Source organism: Microbispora sp. NPDC046933 (genome assembly GCF_040644635.1).
Classification (GTDB): Bacteria; Actinomycetota; Actinomycetes; order Streptosporangiales; family Streptosporangiaceae; genus Microbispora.
In genome coordinates this window covers 1-17,756 of the sequence record NZ_JBEYWW010000049.1, presented here as the reverse complement: position 1 = coordinate 17,756, position 17,756 = coordinate 1, and the positions used below count along the sequence as shown (strand labels likewise).

The window sequence follows — 17,756 nt, the reverse complement described above, 5'->3', positions numbered from 1 at the left end:
CGGACCGGGCGGCGGGGTCACTTGGCGTCGGCGTAGCAGGTGACGGCCACCGCCTCCATCGGGAAGCGGACCGTGGTGTCGCCGAACAGCAGCCGGGTCGCCTCGTCCGCCGCGTGGCCCACGGCCTCGCGGACCTCGCCCGCCAGGTCGAGCGGGCAGTGCACCATCACCTCGTCGTGCTGGAAGAACACCAGCCGCGCGGGATCGGGCAGCAGCCCCCGCAGCACCGCGAGGAGCGTCAGCGCCCATTCGGCCGCGGTGGCCTGCACGACGAAGTTGCGGGTGAACCTCCCCCGGTCCCTGGCCGCCCGACCGCCCTCCGGCCCCGCCACCAGGCGCCGCCACCGCTCGGACGGGGGCGGGCAGGTGCGGCCCAGCCACGAGCGGACGAGCCGCCCCTCCTCCCCCGCGCGGGCCGCGTCCTCCACGAACGCGTACGCCTTGGGGAACCGCTGCCGCATCACGGCCAGCAGTTTGGAGGCGTCGCCGCTGGTCCCGCCGTACATCGCGGACAGCATGGCGATCTTGGCCGACTCGCGGACCCCGCCGAACGCCTGGGCCAGCGCGGCGTACAGGTCGATCTCCCCGGCCGCCCGCGCGAGCCCCCGGTCGCCGGACAGCGCGGCCAGCACCCGGGGTTCGAGCTGCGCGGCGTCGGCGACCACGAGTGTCCAGCCGTCGTCGGCCACCACGACCCTGCGCATGACCTTGGGGATCTGCAGCGCGCCGCCGCCGCTGGTGGCCCACCGGCCGCTCACCACCCCGCCCGCGACGTACTCGGGACGGAAGCGGTCGCCGCTGACCCACTGCGCGGCCCAGGTCCAGCCGTGGAAGCTGTGCAGACGGGCCAGTTCCTTGTACGCCAGCAGCGGCGCGACGGCCGGATGATCGACGGTCTTCAGCACGTGGGAGCGGGTGGACGGGATCTCGATCCCCGCGGTCTTGAACGCCCGGACGATCTGCTGCGGGGAGTCGGGGTTGACGAGGTGGCCGAAGGCGGCCGACACCTCGTCGGCCAGGGCCTGGAGCTTCGCGGGCCGCATGCCGTGGGCGGGACGGGGCCCGAGCAGGTCGGTCAGCAGCGCGTCGTGGACGTCCTCGCGCCACGGCATGCCGTCGTGGCCCATCTCGGCGGCGATCAGCGCACCGGCCGACTCGGCGGCGACGAGCAGGCGGAACCGCCCGGGATCGGGAGTGCGCGCGACGCGGCGGCGCTGGTCCTCGAACACTTCGGCGACCATGTCGGCCTCGGGGACGCCCGGCCCGGGCGGCGCGGGGTCGAACAGACTCGCCTGCGTGCCGCCCGCCTGGTGCGCGTCAGACGCCTCGTGCGGGTCGTCGGGCACCGGGAGGCCGCGCAGGCGCGCGTAGGCCGCCTGGGCCTGTCTGGGCTCCCCGTAACGCCCGTCGGCCGCGAGCAGCAGGCCCTCGGTCAGCGCGACGTCGTGGCAGCGCGACAACCGTACGCCGGCGGACAGGAGAGCCGGGTAGACGCGGCGCGCGTCGGCCCACACCCAGCGCGGCCGCTCGGCGGCCTCCAGCGAGCGCACGGCCGTCGCGAGATCGGAGACCCGGCTCGCCGGCCCGCCGAGAGGCTTCACGGTGCCGCCCCCCTCGGCGTCGGCCGCCACCACAACGTGCACCCCACCAGCGTGCCAGGCCAGACCGACAATTCACCCGCCGGGCCGCTGAGCCGCCGGGCCGGGACGTTCGCGGCGCGACTCGCGGGCCGCCTGACGCGGTGCCCACGATCGAGCACCCCTCGGGCGACGGTCAGAGCGGGATCTCGACCTCGTCCTCCAGCGGCGGCTCCTCCTCCTGGGGCAGGCAGCCCGTGGCGGCGAAGCAGCGCAGCCGGAGCGTGTCCCCGGTGACCGACAGGTGGAGGAAGCTCTTGAAGAAGGGCGGGGTGTCCCAGTCGGACAGTTCGGAGATGTACCGGTGGAAGACCCGTCCCACCGGCAGGCGGAACGGCATGGGCCAGCCGCCGAGCAGCCGGGCGGCCCACTTCACCCGGGCGCCGATCGGCGCCCCGGGCGTGGGCCGGGGAGGGGTGTTGCCGATCCGCCGGGACATCAGGGCCAGCCCCTCCTCGGGGGTGATGTAGAGCCCGCGCAGCCGCAGTCTCCTGCTGTAGAGCAGGCTGTAAAACGACAGCGAGTCCCCGCGCAGCGGGTAGCACTTGAAGTCGTCCTCGTGGACGCCGCCCGCGTCCACCCGGGGGATCGTGTGGGTGGCGTGCATGAACGCCCCGCCGCCCCCGGACACGACGTACTGGATGAGCCGCCCCTCCACCCTGACCGGGTAGCGCTGGTAGTTGTGCACGTCGCCGCCGATGGCCGCGACGTAGTTGTGCGCCGGGTCGCGGACCACGTCGTCCACCGTGCCGCCGCCCTCGATGTCGCACGGATGGTAGGCGTTGTTGACGTAGATCGGCTTGCCGGTGATCAGAATCTTGGGCCGGGGATCGGCGGAGACCCGGCGCAGCCAGTCGCCCTGCTCGCGGTCGAGGGTGCCCTTGATCCCGGTGTCGATGCCGACGAGCAGCAGGCGGCCGGTGTCGATCACCCAGTACGGTCCCGGCAGCGCCGGGCCCGGGTTGGGCCGCATCCTCCTGGCCTCGGCGAGGGCGTCCTCGTCGATCGTCTCCGGCCTCTTCCACAGGAGCCCGCGCAGCCCGTCCGGCGAGAGCCGGAAACCCCGTTGTTCCGCGGACAGGGGGTGGGCGTCGCAGAAGACCCGCATGAAGCCGCCGAGCCCGTCGTACCAGTCGTGGTTGCCGGGCACGGCGAAGATCGGGGCCGGGTAGTCCTTGTACGGCCGGAAGAACTTGTCGCCGTACTCGTTGCCCGAGCCGGTCGGGTAGATCACGTCGCTCGCGATGACGGCGAACGAGGTGTCCGCGCCGAGCTTGAGCAGCCCGGGCACCACCGCGTACTGCGAGGCGTCGCCCTCGCCGGTGTCGCCGAGCACCAGGAACGAGAACTCCTCGCCCAGGTCGAGCCTGATCCGGAAGTCCGGGTCGGCGCCGCGCTCGCGCTGGGCCGCCACCCAGCGGCGGCGCACCTGCGGCGAGGGGTCGCCGAGCAACTGGGCGAGGACCTCGTTGCGGGACCGCCACAGCGTCGCGGGGTTCAGCCAGGTGAAGGAGTTCCGGTTGGGCCGCAGCGCGTCGAACGTGCCGATCTGCGAGCAGTCCCAGCCCGCTCCGGACTGCGACACCCGTGACGAGACCTGCTTCCCCCGCGCGGCGGCCGCGCCCACATCGACCATGGGAACAATCTTGGCGTTTCTACGGGATCAGCACACCCGGGTTGAGGATCCCGGCGGGATCGAGGCGTTCCTTGATCCCCCGCAGGATCTCGCCGCCCAGGTCGCCGATCTCCGCGGCGTACGCCTCGCGGTGGTCGCGGCCGACGCCGTGGTGGTGCGAGATCGTCCCGCCCGCCTGCACGATCGCCTCGTTCGCCGCGCGCTTGGCCGCCGCCCACTGCCCGAGCGGGTCGCCGGTCTGCGCGGTGACCACGGTGAAGTACAGCGAGGCCCCCGTGGCGTAGACGTGGGAGATGTGGCACATGACCAGCGGTGACCCGAGCGCGCCGAGCAGGGCCAGCCGTACGGCGTCGTACAGGCGCGGCAGGTTGGACCAGAAGCAGGCGGTCTCCAGCGTCTCCACCGTCGCCCCGGCGGCCAGCAGGGAGTCGCGCAGGTAGGGGGCGGAGAACCGGCCCTGCGCCCACTTGTCCCCCGGCTCCGGCCCGAGGTGCACGCCGCCCGCCTCGACCAGCACGGCGGCGGCCCGGTCCCGCCGGTACGCCACGTCGCCCGGGGAGCCCTCGAAGCCCGCCACCAGCAGGCAGCCGGAGTCGCGCCCCGCCGCGCCGAGGTCGGTGGGCTTCGCGAGCCCGACCATGGTCTCGGTCTCGTCCGACAGCCGCAGCACGGTGGGCGGCGGGCCCTCCTGCTGCGCGAGCCGCCGCATCGCGGCCGTGCCCTCGGCGAAGGTGGCGAACCGCCAGCCCTCGTACGTCCGGACGGCGGGGGCCCGGCGGACGCGCAGCCGCAGCGAGGTGATCACCCCGAAGGCGCCCTCGGAGCCCAGGAACACCTGGCGCAGGTCCGGCCCGGCGGCCGACCTGGGCGCTCGGCCGATCTCCAGCGTGCCCCGGGGCGTCGCCACGGTCATGCCGGCGACCATGTCGTCGAACCTGCCGTACCCGGCCGAGGCCTGCCCGCTGGACCTCGCCGCCGCGAACCCGCCCAGCGTCGCGTACTCGTACGACTGGGGGAAGTGCCCGAGCGTCAGCCCGTGCGCGGCGAGGAGCTGCTCGGCCTGCGGCGCGCGCAGGCCCGGCTCCAGCTCGGCGACCATGGACACGGAATCGACGGAGACGAGCCGGTTGAGCCGGGCCAGGTCGAGCGCGACCACGCCCGCGAAGCCCGGCCGGGCCGCCACGAGCCCGCCGACGACCGAGGTGCCCCCGCCGAACGGCACCACGGCCACCCGGTGCTCCGCGCACAGGCGCAGCGCGGCGGCCACCTCGTCGTGAGAGCCGGGGAGCACGACGGCGTCGGGCGCGTCCGAGGCGTCCCCCGCGCGCATGAGCAGCAGGTCGGGGGTGGACTTGCCCCGGGTGTGGCGGATGCGGGCGTCGTCGTCGGCCCGCACGTGCTCGTCCCCGACGATCGCGGCCAGCGCGGCCAGGACGGGCGGCGGCAGCGCCGCGGGCGGCAGCCGCACCTCGCCGAACGTCGCCGCCGGGGCGGCGGGCGCCCGGACGCCGAGGAGCTCCGCCAGCAGGTCGCGCACCGGCGCGGGCAGCTCGGCGGCCTTGGCGGGATCGCCCCAGCCCGACCAGAGCATGGGTTCCGCCGGAGTGAGAGGGGTTTCCATAGCCGTCGCGCCTCCAGGTAGGTTACTCAAGAGTAATGCGCAAGTAGTGGAGGGGACATGAACTCCTCACTGAACGCGGCCAGGCGCCGATGGGAGCTCGACGAGGCGCGTACGGACGTCGTCGACGTGCTCGTGGTCGGCCTGGGCGCGACGGGGGCCGGAGCCGCGCTCGACGCCGCCTCACGCGGGCTGTCGGTGGCCGCCGTGGACGCCCACGACCTGGCGTTCGGCACCTCCCGGTGGAGCTCCAAGCTGATCCACGGCGGGCTGCGCTACCTCGCGAGCGGACAGGTCGGCGTGGCGTGGGAGAGCGCGGTGGAGCGCGACGCCCTGCTGCGCTTCACGGCGCCCCATCTGGTCGCCGCCCACCCGTACCTGCTGCCGCTGACGCCGGACGTCGCCCGGGGTCAGGCCGCGACCCTCATGGCCGGCTACCGCCTGGGCGACGCGCTGCGGGCCGCCGCGGGCACGCCGCGGCGCCTGTTGCCCGGCCCCTCCCGGCTCGCGGCCGGCCGGGCGCTCACGCTCGCCCCGTCGCTGCGCGCGGACGGCCTGCGCGGGGCGCTGCTGTCGTGGGACGGCCGGGTGGTGGACGACGCCCGCCTGGTCGTGGCGCTGGCGCGTACGGCCGCCGCCCACGGCGCGCGGATCCTCACCCGGTGCCGGGCGCTGGCGCTCACGAGGGACGGCGCCCGGGTGCGCGACGAGCTGACCGGCGACGAGTTCGACATCCGGGCCCGTGCGGTGATCAACGCGACCGGCGTGTGGGCCGGAGAGCTGACGCCGTCGGTGGCGCTGCGTCCCTCGCGGGGCACGCACCTCGTCCTGCGCCCCGGCGCCCTCGGCGCGCTGCGCGCGGGGCTGCACGTGCCGATCCCCGGCGAGCGCGCCCGCTTCGCGCTGGTGCTCCCCCAGGCCGACGGGCGGGTCTACGCCGGGCTGACCGACGAGCCGCTCGGCGGCCCGATCCCGGACGTCCCCGAGGCTCCCGAGAGCGACGTGACGTTCCTGCTGGAGGTCGTCGGGACGGCACTGGACCGGCCGCTGTCCCGCGCGGACGTCGCCGGCGCCTTCGCCGGGTTGCGGCCCCTGGTCGGCACGGCAGACGCGGTCGACGCGCCGGCCTCCCCTGACGGCCGGACGGCCGACCTGTCCCGCCGCCACGCCGTGCTGCGCTCGCCGGACGGCGTCGTGACGGTCGTGGGCGGGAAGCTCACCACGTATCGGCGGATGGCCGAGGACGCCGTCGACGCCGCCTGCCCCCACGCCCGCCCGAGCCGTACGGCGCGGCTGCCCCTCGTCGGGGCCGGGCCGGTGCGGCCGGGCACGCCCGGGCGGCTGGCCCGCAGGTACGGCTCGGAGGCCTGGGCGGTGCGCGACCTGATGCGCGCGGATCCGGCGCTGGCCGAGCCGGTGGCGCTGGGGATCACCCGGGCCGAACTGGTGTGGGCCGTGCGCCACGAGGGCGCCCTGGACGCCGGCGACCTGCTGGACCGGCGGACCAGGATCGGCCTGGTGCCCGAGGACCGGGCGGCGGCCCTTCCCGCCGCCGAGGCCGCCCTCGCCTACTCCTGACCGGCGCCCGCCTTCGCCGTCAACGCCGGCCCGCCTGCCCCGATCGGGCGCCCGCCTTCGCCGCCGGGCCGGCCCGGTCTGGTTCTGATCGGCGCTCACCCTCGGCGTCGCCTGTGCCTGAGCGCGCTCGGCCCCTCGTCGCGGCGGCGCGATGCACATACTGCGAGTATCCGGACATTTACGGATTTAATGTGGATTTACGGCCCCACTCCCGCGACCTCCGGCTCAATTGGATAAGGTTAGTCTTACCTAAGAAACACGAGAGAAGGACGGGACCGGATGGCCAACGGGTGCGAGCACCCCGCCGCCTGCCACGCGGGGGAGGCGCCGATCCTGGCGAGCGCGACCAAGAAGGGCCGGTTCTGGCTGCTCATCGAGCACGCGGGGCCCTGGGCCGCGGAACTGGAGGAGTGCCGGCTGCCGGACGACGTCCACCGGCTGATCTCCCGTGCCCGGGCACTTGACATCCGGCCGCAGCTGATCCGCCGCCCCGGCCGCCGCGAGGCCCTCACGGGCCCCCTGCACGTCTACGTGGCCGCGTCCGCGGTGGACGATCCGTGGCTCGCGGAGGGCCTCGTGGAGCGTCCCGACGATCTTGACCTGGGCGCACTCGTGCACGGAGTGGTTCCGGAGTCCTGCATACTGGTGAACGAGCCGATGTACCTGGTCTGCACGCACGGCCGGCACAACGCGTGCTGTGCGCGTCTGGGGCTCCCGCTGGCGCGGTTCCTGGACGAGAACCTGCCCGGCGAAGTGTGGGAAACCACACATGTCGGCGGCGATCGATACGCCGCCAACCTCGTATGCTTGCCACACGGGCTTTACTACGGCAGCATGTCTCAGGCTGCTGCGATCGCGGCGGCAAACGCGTACCGGCACGGCGAGGTCGTCCTCGACCGTTTCCGGGGACGCGCGGGTATCCCTGAGCCACTGCAGGCCGCCGAGCACTTCGTCCGGGCGCATACCGGCGAGATCTCGGTCGGCGGGGTGGCCGTGGAATCCTCCCGGTCGGTGGACGACACCACGATCTGCGTCGTGCGGCGCACGACGGAGCGTGGGACGTCGCGGTTTCGGGTCGTGGTCGAACCCACGGTGTTCACGGCACCGTGCGGGATGACCTGCGCCGACGGAATCCCGACCTACAGGTTGGCCGAGCTGAGCGAGCTCACGCCGGCATTGACCTGAGGGCTCCGCCCCGGAGCCGGGAACACCACGGCCTGTCCCGGCGTTGGCACAAGGGACGCCACAAGCGTCCAATGCGGCACAAACACTGAAATACCTCTCACCAAAGGTGGTTTCTCATGTCTCAGGTACGTCGGCAGCTCGCCCGCCCGCGCCCCAGCTGGGGTTGGCAGGATGATGCCGCGTGCCGGGGAGAGGACCTGGTGCTGTTCTTCGGTCCTGACGGTGAGCGTCAGCCCGAGCGCGACATCCGGGAGCGCAAGGCCAAGGCCATCTGCGCTCAGTGTCCTGTGCGAGCGGAGTGCCTCGACTACGCGCTCTCCCGGCCGGAGAAGTACGGCACGTGGGGCGGCCTCAACGAGGACGAGCGCGCGTCCGAGCGTCGCCGCCGTATGCGCCGCGCCGCCAGTGCCGGCATCAGCGCCGTCGCCTGAGCGATTCCCCCTTCCCCGACACGCGTCACCGCTGGGCGCTCCGCGTCCCGTCCCCCTTGGGCGACGGCGCACGCGGGGCGCCCTTCAGGTCTCATCCGCCCCTCCACACCCCGCCGCGGCCAGCAGGCCCAGCACGTCGTCATCGGTGAGCTGGTCGAACCGCAGGTACCACTGGCCCACCGCGCGGAAGTTCTCCGGTGTCGCCGGCACGACGACCTCGTCCGCCTCGCCCCGCATCGCCTCCACCGTCTCCGGAGCGGCGACCGGCACCGCCAGCGTCACCCGGCCCCGCCCCGCCTGGATCGTCCGTACAGCCCGCAGCGCCGCGCGCGCCGTGCCTCCGGTCGCCAGGCCGTCGTCCACCACGATCACGTCACGGCCGCGCAGGTCCGGTAGCGGCCGCTCTCCCCGGTAGACCCGCACCCGCCTGGCCAGCTCGCGCCGCTCCCGCCCGGTCACCTCCGCGACGTCCTCCGGCTCAAGGCCGAGCCGGTCGAGCATCTCGGCGTCGAACACGGGCCGCCCGCCCTCCGCGATGGCGCCGACCCCGAGCTCGGGCCGCGCCGGATGCCCGATCTTCCGGGTCACCAGCACGTCGAGCGGGGCGCGCAGCCGCTCCGCGATCGGCGCGGCCACCGCCACGCCGCCGCGCGGCAGCGCGAGCACCACCGGGTCCCGCGGGTCCGTGTCCCGCAGGACCTCGGCGAGCAGCGCCCCCGCCTCCGCGCGGTCGGCGTACGGCAGCCGCACCCGCGTCGTCCTCATGCCCCGGTCATACCCAGCCCCGGCGCGGGAGGCACCCCGGGCGGCCCGGCGAACAGGGACCGGCCACGGCGGACGAGGACACGCGTGAGCTCCCTCGTCCGCCGGGCTCGTCACGGGCGGCTCATGCCCCGCATCTGCTTGTGGATGGTCTTCCACTTGCGGGTCTCCTCGGCGCGCAGCCGCGCGTCGGTGCGGCGGGCCATCCAGGCGGCCTCGCGCTGGAGCCTGTTCCAGCTCTCCAGCCGCCGCTCGGGCAGCTCGCCCGACTCGACCGCCGCGAGCACCGCGCAGCCCGGCTCCTCCCGGTGCCGGCAGTCGGAGAACCGGCAGCCCTCGGCCAGCTCCTCGATGTCGGAGAAGACCAGGTCGACGCCCTCGCTCATCTCGTACAGCCCGACCCGGCGGATGCCGGGGGTGTCGATGACGAGCCCGCCGCCGGGCAGCGGGATGAGCTGCCGGTGGACGGTCGTGTGCCTGCCCCGCCCGTCGGCGGCCCTGACCTGCTGGGTCTCCATGACCTCCGCGGCGGCGAGGGCGTTGACGAGCGTCGACTTGCCCGCGCCCGATGGGCCGAGGACCACCGCGGTCCCGGAGGCGCCGAGGTGGGCGCGCACCAGGTCCACCCCGTCTCCGGTGAGCGAGCAGACCGGGTGGACGTCGACGCCCGGCGCCGCCGCCTCCACGTCGGCGAGGAGATCGCCGAGCCCCTGTTCGAAGAGATCGGCCTTGGTGACGAGCACGACCGGCCGGGCGCCGCTCTCCCAGGCCAGCGCCACGAGGCGCTCGATCCTGCCGAGATCCGCGAAGTCCGTAGCGTGCATGGACGGCTCGGCCACGAAGACCACGTCGACGTTCGCGGCCAGGACCTGGCCCTGGCCGTCGCCGGACAGACCTCCGCGCGAGTCGCGGCTCACGCCGCCCCGGACGAAGGCCGTGCGGCGGGGCAGCACCTCGGCCAGCTCGTAGCGGCCCCCATGGGAGGAGGACATGTCGAGCCGGGTGAGCGCGACCCAGTCCCCCACGCACGGAAGCGCGAGCGGGTCGGCCGCCGCGGCCCTGCGTACGCGGGCGCCGAACCGCGCCTGGTGGGTTCCGTCGGCGGCGATGACCTCGGCGGCGCCCCGGTCGACCCGCGCCACTCGCGCGGGAACGGCGCCGCCGGGCAGGTCGGGGAGCTGCTCCGCGAGCCCGTCGTGCCAGCCGAGAAGAGAAAGATCGTTGAACACTGCTGGTGAACACCCTTCGGAGACCGGGTGTCCCAGCGAGAAGAGACTAGGCGGACACCCGGGAGTTGACGGACGGCATGGTCGTCAGAAAGACCCGCATAGTCCTCACCTCCCTGGTCCTGGCCGCACCCTGTGGCGGCGATGGGGGGAACACTAGCAGCACCCCCACGGCGCCGTGCAACCCATTAAAACCGCGCAACCCACTAAAACCGCGCAACCGATCAAGCCGCGCAACCGATCAAGCCGCGCAGCCGAATAGATCCGTCCTGAGCCGCGCGCACCGGCCGTACGGAACCGCCCACGGCCCGCACGAAAACGGCTCCCCACGGCCTCAGGAGGCCGCGGGGAGCCGTCGCTCGTCGAGTTGGGGCGATCAGGACAGGCCGGGCGCGGGGAACCGGCTCGTCAGCTCGGTGACCTCGCCGTGCACCCGTGCGATCACGTCCTCCGCGTCGCCCTTGGCCACGGCGGTGACGACCTCGTCCATCCACGCGGCGATCTGACGCATCTCGGCCTCGCCCATGCCGCGTGAGGTGACGGACGGCGTGCCGATGCGGATGCCGGACGGATCGAACGGCTTGCGCGGGTCGAAGGGCACGGTGTTGTAGTTGGTCTCCAGGCCCGCCCGGTCGAGGGCCTGCGCGGCCGGCTTGCCCCCGACGCCCTTGGACGTGAGGTCCATCAGGATCAGGTGGTTGTCCGTGCCGCCGGAGACCAGGTCGAACCCGCGGGCGAGCAGTTCGTCGGCGAGCGCCTGGGCGTTCTTGACGATCTGCGCGGCGTACGCCTTGAACTCCGGCTGGGCCGCCTCGTGCAGGGCGACGGCGATGGCGGCGGTGGTGTGGTTGTGCGGGCCGCCCTGCAGGCCGGGGAACACGGCCTTGTCGAGCGCCTTGGCGACCTCGTCGGAGTTCGCCATGAGCATCGCGCCGCGCGGGCCGCGCAGGGTCTTGTGGGTGGTCGTGGAGATCACGTCCGCGTGCCCGACCGGCGAGGGGTGGGCGCCGCCGGCGACGAGGCCCGCGATGTGGGCGATGTCGGCCGCCAGCACCGCGCCGACCTCCCTGGCGACCTCGGCGAAGGCCGGGAAGTCGATCGTGCGCGGGATCGCGGTGCCGCCACAGAAGATCAGCTTGGGCCGGTGCTCCAGCGCCAGCGCGCGCACCTCGTCCATGTCGATGCGGCCGGTGTCGCGGCGCACGCCGTACCTGACCGAGTTGAACCACTTGCCGGTGGCGGACACCGACCAGCCGTGGGTGAGGTGGCCGCCGAACGGCAGGCCCATGCCGAGCACGGTGTCGCCCGGGTTCAGGAACGCCAGGTAGACGGCGAGGTTGGCGGGCGAGCCCGAGTAGGGCTGGACGTTGGCGTGGCTCACGCCGAAGACCGACCTGGCCCGCTCGATCGCCAGCGTCTCGATCTTGTCGATGACCTGCTGGCCCTCGTAGTAGCGCTTGCCCGGGTATCCCTCGGAGTATTTGTTGGTGAGGACGGTCCCGGTCGCCTCCAGGACGGCCCTGGACACGTAGTTCTCGGACGCGATCAGTTTGACGGTGTCGGCCTGCCGGCGCTCCTCCGCCCTGATCAGTTCGGCGATCTCGGGATCGACGACGTTCAGCGAGTTCTCAGCCATGGCGCCTTCCTTCTCCACGTCGACGGCGGCGGCGACCCAGGCGCACGGCCTCCGCGAATTCGCTCCCCGGTGGTGCCCCACCTAGCGACGCGCCACAGGAGCACGTCAGCGCCAGTCGCGACCTCCCCACTTTATCGGAGCGGGACGACCCCCTCAGTCCGACGAGACGGGCAGGTCGGCGAAGAGCCCTAACCCGGGAGCATCCACGCCGACCGTCTCCAGATCCTCCGGCACTCCGGTGTACGTCGCGTAGAGAGGGAGCACGTCACCCTGATGAAAGATCTGCGCCGGTAGCTTGCTGCACAGGCAGGCGCCGTCCTTGCGAGCGGGCATGATCTTCGACCCGCTGGGCGGGTCCACGAGGGCGGCCCCGGAGAACTCCTGGCCGAACAGGCCTATCGGCCACCACTGGTCTCCGCCGGTCACCTTGATCGTCCACTGCACGCTCACGGACGTGCCACGCCGCCGCACGGAGTCGACCGTCACGTGCAGCGACTCACCGCCTATCTTCACGTCCCGGGCCGCCAGCGGGCCCTTCGGCGTCGATCCGCCGCCGAAGGGGCGAAGCACCAGGAGCAGGACCGCGGCGGCCACCGCGAGCGCCCCGCCGGCCGCCGCGACCGGCACCCAGCGGCGGGCGCGCCGCCCGCCCTCCGCGCCGTCCAACCCCGCGCCGTCCCGTGCCGCGCCGTCCCGTGCCGCGCCGTCCCGTGCCGCGCTGGCCGGCGTCGCACCCGCGTGGAGGGTCGTCTCGGTGGGGGTCGCCCAGATGTCGCCGACGATCCTCGTGGCGGCCTCGACCGCCACCTCCTCGCGGCCGAGCAGCCGGTCGAGGAGCCGCTGGGCGCTCGGCCGCCGGGCCGGGTCCTTGTCCAGCGCCTGCTCGACCAGCGGACGCAGGCGCTCGTCCATCCCTGTCAGGTACGGCACGTGGTGCGCGACCCGGTAGAGGACCTCCGGCGCCGCGCCGCCGCCGAACGGCGGCCTTCCGGTGGCGGCGTACGCGACCACGCAGCCCCACGCGAAGACGTCGGCCGCGGAGGTCACCGGCTCCCCGCGCGCCTGCTCGGGCGACATGTAACTGGGCGTCCCGATCACGGTCCCGGTCCGCTCGGCCAGCGTGTCGGCGAGGTGGGCCACGCCGAAGTCGATCACTCGCGGTCCGAGGGGCGAGAGCAGGATGTTGGACGGCTTGAGGTCGCGGTGCACGATCCCCGCCTCGTGGATGGCGGCGAGGGCGGTCGCGACGCCGACGGCGAGCGCGTCGAGGTTCGAGCCGGAGAGCGGGCCCTGCGCGTCGATCACCGACGACAGGTCGGGACCGTCGACGTACTCGGTGACGAGATAGTGCCGGTCGCCGTCCCGCCCGGCGTCGATGAGCGGCGCGGTGCAGAACCTGGCGACCCGCTTGGCGGCCTCCGCCTCCTTGCGGAACCGGGCCCGGAACTCCTCCTGGGCGGCCAGCTCCGGCCGCATGACCTTGAGCGCCACCTGGCGGCCCCGCGGGTCGCGGGCGAGATAGACGATGCCCATGCCGCCCTCCCCCAGGCGGCGTACGGGGACGTAGGGGCCGATCGTGCGCCGGTGGGTCGTGGTGGGGTCGCCGGCGGAAGGCTGTGCGTCCATCGACGCCATCCTTCCACCGCTATCGGGATGGATCAGCCTTTACCGGACTTGCGGTGGTGGTGCTCGTGCCGGGTGGCGCCGCCCAGCGGCCACAGCCGGTCCACCTCCGCGTTCAGCGTCGCCCCGATGAGCACGGCCAGCGCGGTGATGTAGAGCCACAGCAGCACGGCGATCGGCGCCGCGAGCGAGCCGTAGATCGACAGCGGGGTGAACCAGGCCGCCAGCACCTCGCGCAGGAACGCGGCGCACACGATCCAGATCACCAGCGCCAGCACGGCCCCCGGAACCTCGCGCCACCAGCGCGTCCGGTGCGGCACGCTCACGTGGTAGAGCAGCGTGAGCATCAGCACCGAGCCGATCACGACCACGGGCCAGTACAGGACGCCCACGAGCACGGCGTACCTGGGCAGGGCGTTGGACATCAGGGTAGGCCCGATGACCAGGATCGGCATGACGACCAGCCCGATCAGCAGCGCCGCGAGGTACAGGCCGAACGACAGGACCCGGGTGCGGATGATCCCCCTGCTCTCCCCCAGGCCGTACGCGATGGATATCAGGTCCACGTAGACGAACAGGGCCCGCGAGCCCGACCACAGCGAGAGCAGGAAGCCGACGGAGATCAGCGACACCTGGCCGCCGCTCAGCACGTCGGCGAGCAGCGGCTTGACGACCCGCTGGACGGTGTTGTCGGTGAACAGCAGCTCGGACTGGTTGACGACCCAGCGCCTGATCTCGCCGATGGCGGCCGGGCCGAGCAGCCCGCTCAGGTGGCCCATGACGCCGAGCAGCCCGAGCACGAACGGCGGCAGCGACAGCAGCGCGAAGAACGCCGCCTCGCCCGCGAGGCCCGTCACCCGGTAGTTGACGCCCGCCATCGTGGTCGCCTTGACCAGGGCCCAGACGTTCGTGTCGCGCAGCCAGGTGAGACGCGCGCGGGCGAGCGCCATGCCCTTGCGCGTGATGTGCCGCGGCCTGCGCGACGGCGCGTCCGTGGAGGTCATGGCACCCAACCGGTCATGAGAACTGGGCTCTACCCGCTGCCGCGGCGGTTAGTACGTGATCTGCGGGCGGATTGTCGCCGCCCAGAATAGGGGCCCCCGCCCCCTGCTCGCGAGGACCCCTCACGAACTTGTCGGCGGGTACCCCTGTCATCTGTCCGTGACACGGCGTGAACAATGGAGACATGATCTGCCCAGCGTGCAGGGAGCACCGGCACGAGGAGTGCCGCGGCGGGTCCTGGTGCGACTGCCAGCATCAGGAGCCGTCCGAGAGGGATCGCGAGGCCGAGCCGCCGGAGAACTGGATCCGCAAGGGCTGACGACCATCCGTCACATTGCCGTGACGATCCCGCATCCTGGACAGGAACTTGGACATCCAGGATCTCAGAGGTATCGTTTGGGACATGCCAGCGGACCCGTTGCTCGTCGTGCGACGCCACGTCGATCTCCTGCGTGTCCGTAGCGCGATCTGTATCGACGCCGGCTGACCGTCGCCCTCCGCTGATCCATCCGGGCGCTCGGCCAGGCGTCTTTTTCGTATGCCCTCACACTCGACGGCGAGGTGAGAGGCCGCCTGCGCCGACGTCCGCCGAATACCGATCTCAGACCGAGCCTCGGAGAAGGACGTGTGCCCATGAGCACCCCGGCCCGCCCGGCGAACCGCCACCACAAGCGCCCGCGCGGCGAAGGTCAGTGGGCTCTCGGTTACCGTGAGCCGCTGAACAAGAACGAGGAGAACAAGAAGAACGACGACGGGCTCAACGTCCGTCAGCGGATCATCGACATCTACTCGAAGGCGGGCTTCGACTCGATCGACCCCGCCGACCTGCGCGGCCGGTTCCGCTGGTTCGGCCTCTACACGCAGCGCAAGCCCGGGATCGACGGCGGCAAGACCGCGATCCTGCCGGACGAGGAGCTGGACGACCGCTACTTCATGCTGCGCGTCCGCATCGACGGCGGGCAGCTCAGCCTGGAGCAGCTCCGGGTGATCGCCGGCATCTCCAACGAGTTCGGCAGGGGCACCGCCGACGTCACCGACCGGCAGAACATCCAGCTCCACTGGATCGAGATCGAGTCGGTGCCGGAGATCTGGCGGCGGCTGGAGGCGGTCGGCCTGTCCACCACCGAGGCGTGCGGCGACACTCCCCGTGTCATCCTCGGCTGCCCGCTGGCGGGGATCGACGCCGACGAGGTGATCGACGGCACCCCGCAGATCCGTGAGATCTACGACCGGTACGTCGGGGACAAGGCGTTCTCCAACCTGCCGCGCAAGTTCAAGACGGCGATCAGCGGCTGCACGGCCCACTGCACCGTCCACGAGATCAACGACGTCGCGTTCGTCGGCGTGGTGAACGAGCAGGGCGAGCACGGCTTCGACGTCTGGGTGGGCGGCGGCCTGTCGACCAACCCGATGTTCGCCAAGCGGCTCGGCGCGTTCGTCCGGCCCGAGCAGGTCCACGAGGTGTGGGCCGGGGTCACCGGCATCTTCCGCGACTACGGCTACCGCCGCCTGCGCCACCGGGCGCGGATCAAGTTCCTCGTCAGCGACTGGGGCGCGGAGAAGTTCCGCCAGGTCCTGGAGACCGAGTACCTGAAGTACGCGCTGCCCGACGGCCCGGCTCCGCAGGCGCCGCGCGGCGGCCGGCGCGACCACGTCGGGGTCCACCCCCAGCGGGACGGCAACTTCTACGTCGGCTTCGCCCCGCGGGTGGGCCGGCTGGACGGCGACACGCTGCACCGCATCGCCGACATCGCCGAACGGCACGGGTCGACCCGGGTCCGTACGACGGTCGAGCAGAAGATGGTCATCCTCGACGTCGCCCCCGACCAGGTGGAGTCGATCGTCCGCGAGCTGGAGGCAGCCGACCTCCAGGTCAACCCGTCCACCTTCCGCCGCCACACCATGGCCTGCACCGGCATCGAGTACTGCAAGATCGCGATCGTCGAGACCAAGGCCACCGCGTCGGCCCTGATCGACGAGCTGGAGCGGCGTCTGCCGGACTTCGCCGAGCCGCTCACGATCAACGTCAACGGCTGCCCGAACTCCTGCGCCCGCATCCAGGTGGCCGACATCGGCCTCAAGGGCCAGCTCGTGTCCAACGACAAGGGTGAGCAGGTCGAGGGCTTCCAGGTGCACCTGGGCGGCTCCGTCGGCCTCAACCCGACCTTCGGCCGCAAGGTGCGCGGGCTCAAGGCCACCGCCGAGGAGCTGCCCGACTACATCGAGCGGGTCGTGCGCAACTTCGAGAAGCAGAAGAACGAGGGCGAGACCTTCGCCGAATGGGTCCAGCGCGCCGACGAGGCCGACCTCAAATGAGCGAGCGGAGCGAGCGAATCAGTAGGCACAGCGCGTTTCGCGAATGCGACCCCGAGCCGCCAGGCGAGGGGGTGGCATGAGTGAGCGAGCGGCGCCGTTCTACTGCCCGTACTGCGGCGAGGAGGACCTGGAGCCCTACGTGACCGAGGAGGAGAGCCACGGATGGTACTGCAGATCCTGCGCCCGTGCCTTCCGGGTGAAATTCCTCGGCCTCGGCGTGCGTTCGTGATACCCGAAGGCTTTTCGTCCCATCATCCGATGAATCAAAGAACGACGTGTGAGGAGTAACGATGTCGGTGGCGGAGATAGAGGCAGGGCTGGAGCGGCAGCGGGTGACGCTGGACCTCCAGGGCATCGTGGAGTCCGCGGCGCGCTTCCTTGAGGACGCGCCCGCCCGGGAGATCATCCGGTGGGCCGCGGCCACCTTCGGCGACCGCCTCTGTCTCACGTCGTCGATGAGCGACGCCCTGCTGATCGACCTGGTCAGCAGGGTCAAGCCCGGCGTCGACGTGCTGTTCATCGACACCGGCTACCACTTCGCCGAGACCATCGGCACGCGGGACGCGGTCGAGGCGGTCTACCAGGTCAACGTGATCAACGTGAAGCCGTCCAGGACCGTCGAGGAGCAGGACCGCGACCTGGGGCCGCGCCTGTACGGGCGCAACCCCGACCTGTGCTGCTACCTGCGCAAGGTCGAGCCGCTGAACCGGGCGCTGGAGCCGTACCTCGCCTGGGTGTCGGGCATCCGCCGTGACGAGTCGCCCACCAGGGCGAACACCAAGGTCGTGGAGTGGGACGCCAAGCGGCAGATGGTGAAGATCAACCCCATCGCCCGGTGGACCCAGGAGGACGTCGACAACTACATCGCCGACAACGGCGTGCTGATCAACCCGCTGCACTACGACGACTACCCCTCGATCGGCTGCGCCCCCTGCACCCGCCGGGTGGCGCCGGGCGAGGACCCGCGCAGCGGCCGCTGGGCCGGCCTCGGCAAGATCGAGTGCGGCATCCACTTGTGACGACCGTCCCGCACGGAGACGCGCCGCTGATCGCGGTGGGGGGGGGGGGGCGCGCGCCCCGCCGGGGCGGCGGGGGGGGGGGGGGGG

The 17,756-nt window shown here is 72.6% G+C and carries 16 protein-coding genes and 1 riboswitch; of the genes, 8 read left to right on the top strand and 8 right to left on the bottom strand.

Annotation, left to right across the window (positions count from 1 at the left end):
• Positions 1-17: 17 nt before the first annotated feature.
• The 3 genes from ABZ857_RS39860 to ABZ857_RS39850 all read right to left on the bottom strand — a co-directional run bounded on the left by ABZ857_RS39860 (position 18) and on the right by ABZ857_RS39850 (position 4,894).
• Positions 18-1,643, bottom strand: a complete 1,626-nt coding sequence (locus tag ABZ857_RS39860; RefSeq protein ID WP_357054653.1) for a bifunctional 3'-5' exonuclease/DNA polymerase — start codon at positions 1,641-1,643, stop codon at positions 18-20.
• 130 nt (positions 1,644-1,773) lie between these two features.
• Positions 1,774-3,273 carry a metallophosphoesterase gene (locus ABZ857_RS39855; protein ID WP_357054650.1) on the bottom strand — a complete coding sequence of 500 codons (1,500 nt, stop codon included), beginning with the start codon at positions 3,271-3,273 and terminating at the stop codon, positions 1,774-1,776.
• Between the two features lie 19 nt (positions 3,274-3,292).
• Entirely contained in the window at positions 3,293-4,894 is a 1,602-nt protein-coding gene (locus ABZ857_RS39850; RefSeq protein WP_357054647.1) for an FAD-binding oxidoreductase, read from the bottom strand.
• Positions 4,895-4,951: 57 nt separating this feature from the next.
• Here ABZ857_RS39850 and ABZ857_RS39845 point away from each other — a divergent pair, with 57 nt between their 5' ends.
• From ABZ857_RS39845 to ABZ857_RS39835, 3 genes are all read left to right on the top strand, one after another.
• Positions 4,952-6,469: a glycerol-3-phosphate dehydrogenase/oxidase gene (locus tag ABZ857_RS39845; RefSeq protein ID WP_357054644.1), complete on the top strand. Its 1,518-nt coding sequence runs from the start codon at positions 4,952-4,954 to the stop codon at positions 6,467-6,469.
• Positions 6,470-6,748: 279 nt separating this feature from the next.
• Complete coding sequence (locus ABZ857_RS39840; RefSeq protein ID WP_357054641.1) at positions 6,749-7,654, top strand: sucrase ferredoxin; 906 nt, start codon at positions 6,749-6,751, stop codon at positions 7,652-7,654.
• 116 nt (positions 7,655-7,770) lie between these two features.
• Positions 7,771-8,085 (top strand): WhiB family transcriptional regulator, encoded by a 315-nt coding sequence (locus ABZ857_RS39835; protein WP_076434697.1) that lies wholly within the window; start codon positions 7,771-7,773, stop codon positions 8,083-8,085.
• Between the two features lie 84 nt (positions 8,086-8,169).
• On the opposite strand, the gene ABZ857_RS39830 is transcribed toward ABZ857_RS39835, so the two are convergent.
• The 5 genes from ABZ857_RS39830 to ABZ857_RS39810 form a co-directional block, all read right to left on the bottom strand.
• Entirely contained in the window at positions 8,170-8,850 is a 681-nt protein-coding gene (locus tag ABZ857_RS39830; RefSeq protein WP_357054638.1) for a phosphoribosyltransferase family protein, read from the bottom strand.
• Positions 8,851-8,960: 110 nt separating this feature from the next.
• Entirely contained in the window at positions 8,961-10,076 is a 1,116-nt protein-coding gene (gene rsgA / locus ABZ857_RS39825) for a ribosome small subunit-dependent GTPase A (RefSeq protein ID WP_357054635.1), read from the bottom strand.
• Between the two features lie 373 nt (positions 10,077-10,449).
• Complete coding sequence (gene glyA, locus ABZ857_RS39820) at positions 10,450-11,709, bottom strand: serine hydroxymethyltransferase (protein ID WP_357054632.1); 1,260 nt, start codon at positions 11,707-11,709, stop codon at positions 10,450-10,452.
• Positions 11,710-11,736: 27 nt separating this feature from the next.
• Positions 11,737-11,838: riboswitch (ZMP/ZTP riboswitch) on the bottom strand.
• Positions 11,839-11,862: 24 nt separating this feature from the next.
• Positions 11,863-13,335, bottom strand: a complete 1,473-nt coding sequence (locus ABZ857_RS39815) for a serine/threonine-protein kinase (RefSeq protein ID WP_357054629.1) — start codon at positions 13,333-13,335, stop codon at positions 11,863-11,865.
• Between the two features lie 32 nt (positions 13,336-13,367).
• Positions 13,368-14,336 carry a YihY/virulence factor BrkB family protein gene (locus tag ABZ857_RS39810; RefSeq protein ID WP_357054626.1) on the bottom strand — a complete coding sequence of 323 codons (969 nt, stop codon included), beginning with the start codon at positions 14,334-14,336 and terminating at the stop codon, positions 13,368-13,370.
• A 182-nt stretch (positions 14,337-14,518) separates the two neighbouring features.
• On the opposite strand from ABZ857_RS39810, the gene ABZ857_RS39805 reads away from it, so the two are divergent.
• The 5 genes from ABZ857_RS39805 to ABZ857_RS39785 all read left to right on the top strand — a co-directional run bounded on the left by ABZ857_RS39805 (position 14,519) and on the right by ABZ857_RS39785 (position 17,669).
• Positions 14,519-14,653 carry a hypothetical protein gene (locus tag ABZ857_RS39805; protein WP_357054623.1) on the top strand — a complete coding sequence of 45 codons (135 nt, stop codon included), beginning with the start codon at positions 14,519-14,521 and terminating at the stop codon, positions 14,651-14,653.
• Positions 14,654-14,737: 84 nt separating this feature from the next.
• On the top strand, positions 14,738-14,821 hold the full coding sequence (locus tag ABZ857_RS39800) for a putative leader peptide (protein WP_357054749.1): 84 nt from the start codon (positions 14,738-14,740) through the stop codon (positions 14,819-14,821).
• A gap of 146 nt (positions 14,822-14,967) precedes the next feature.
• Positions 14,968-16,650, top strand: coding sequence for a nitrite/sulfite reductase (locus tag ABZ857_RS39795; protein ID WP_357054620.1), 1,683 nt, complete (start codon positions 14,968-14,970; stop codon positions 16,648-16,650).
• Positions 16,651-16,726: 76 nt separating this feature from the next.
• Entirely contained in the window at positions 16,727-16,879 is a 153-nt protein-coding gene (locus ABZ857_RS39790) for an Insertion element protein (RefSeq protein WP_076434694.1), read from the top strand.
• A gap of 61 nt (positions 16,880-16,940) precedes the next feature.
• A complete protein-coding gene (locus ABZ857_RS39785) occupies positions 16,941-17,669 on the top strand; it encodes a phosphoadenylyl-sulfate reductase (RefSeq protein WP_079314141.1) in 729 nt (242 codons plus the stop codon).
• Positions 17,670-17,756 lie beyond the last annotated feature (87 nt).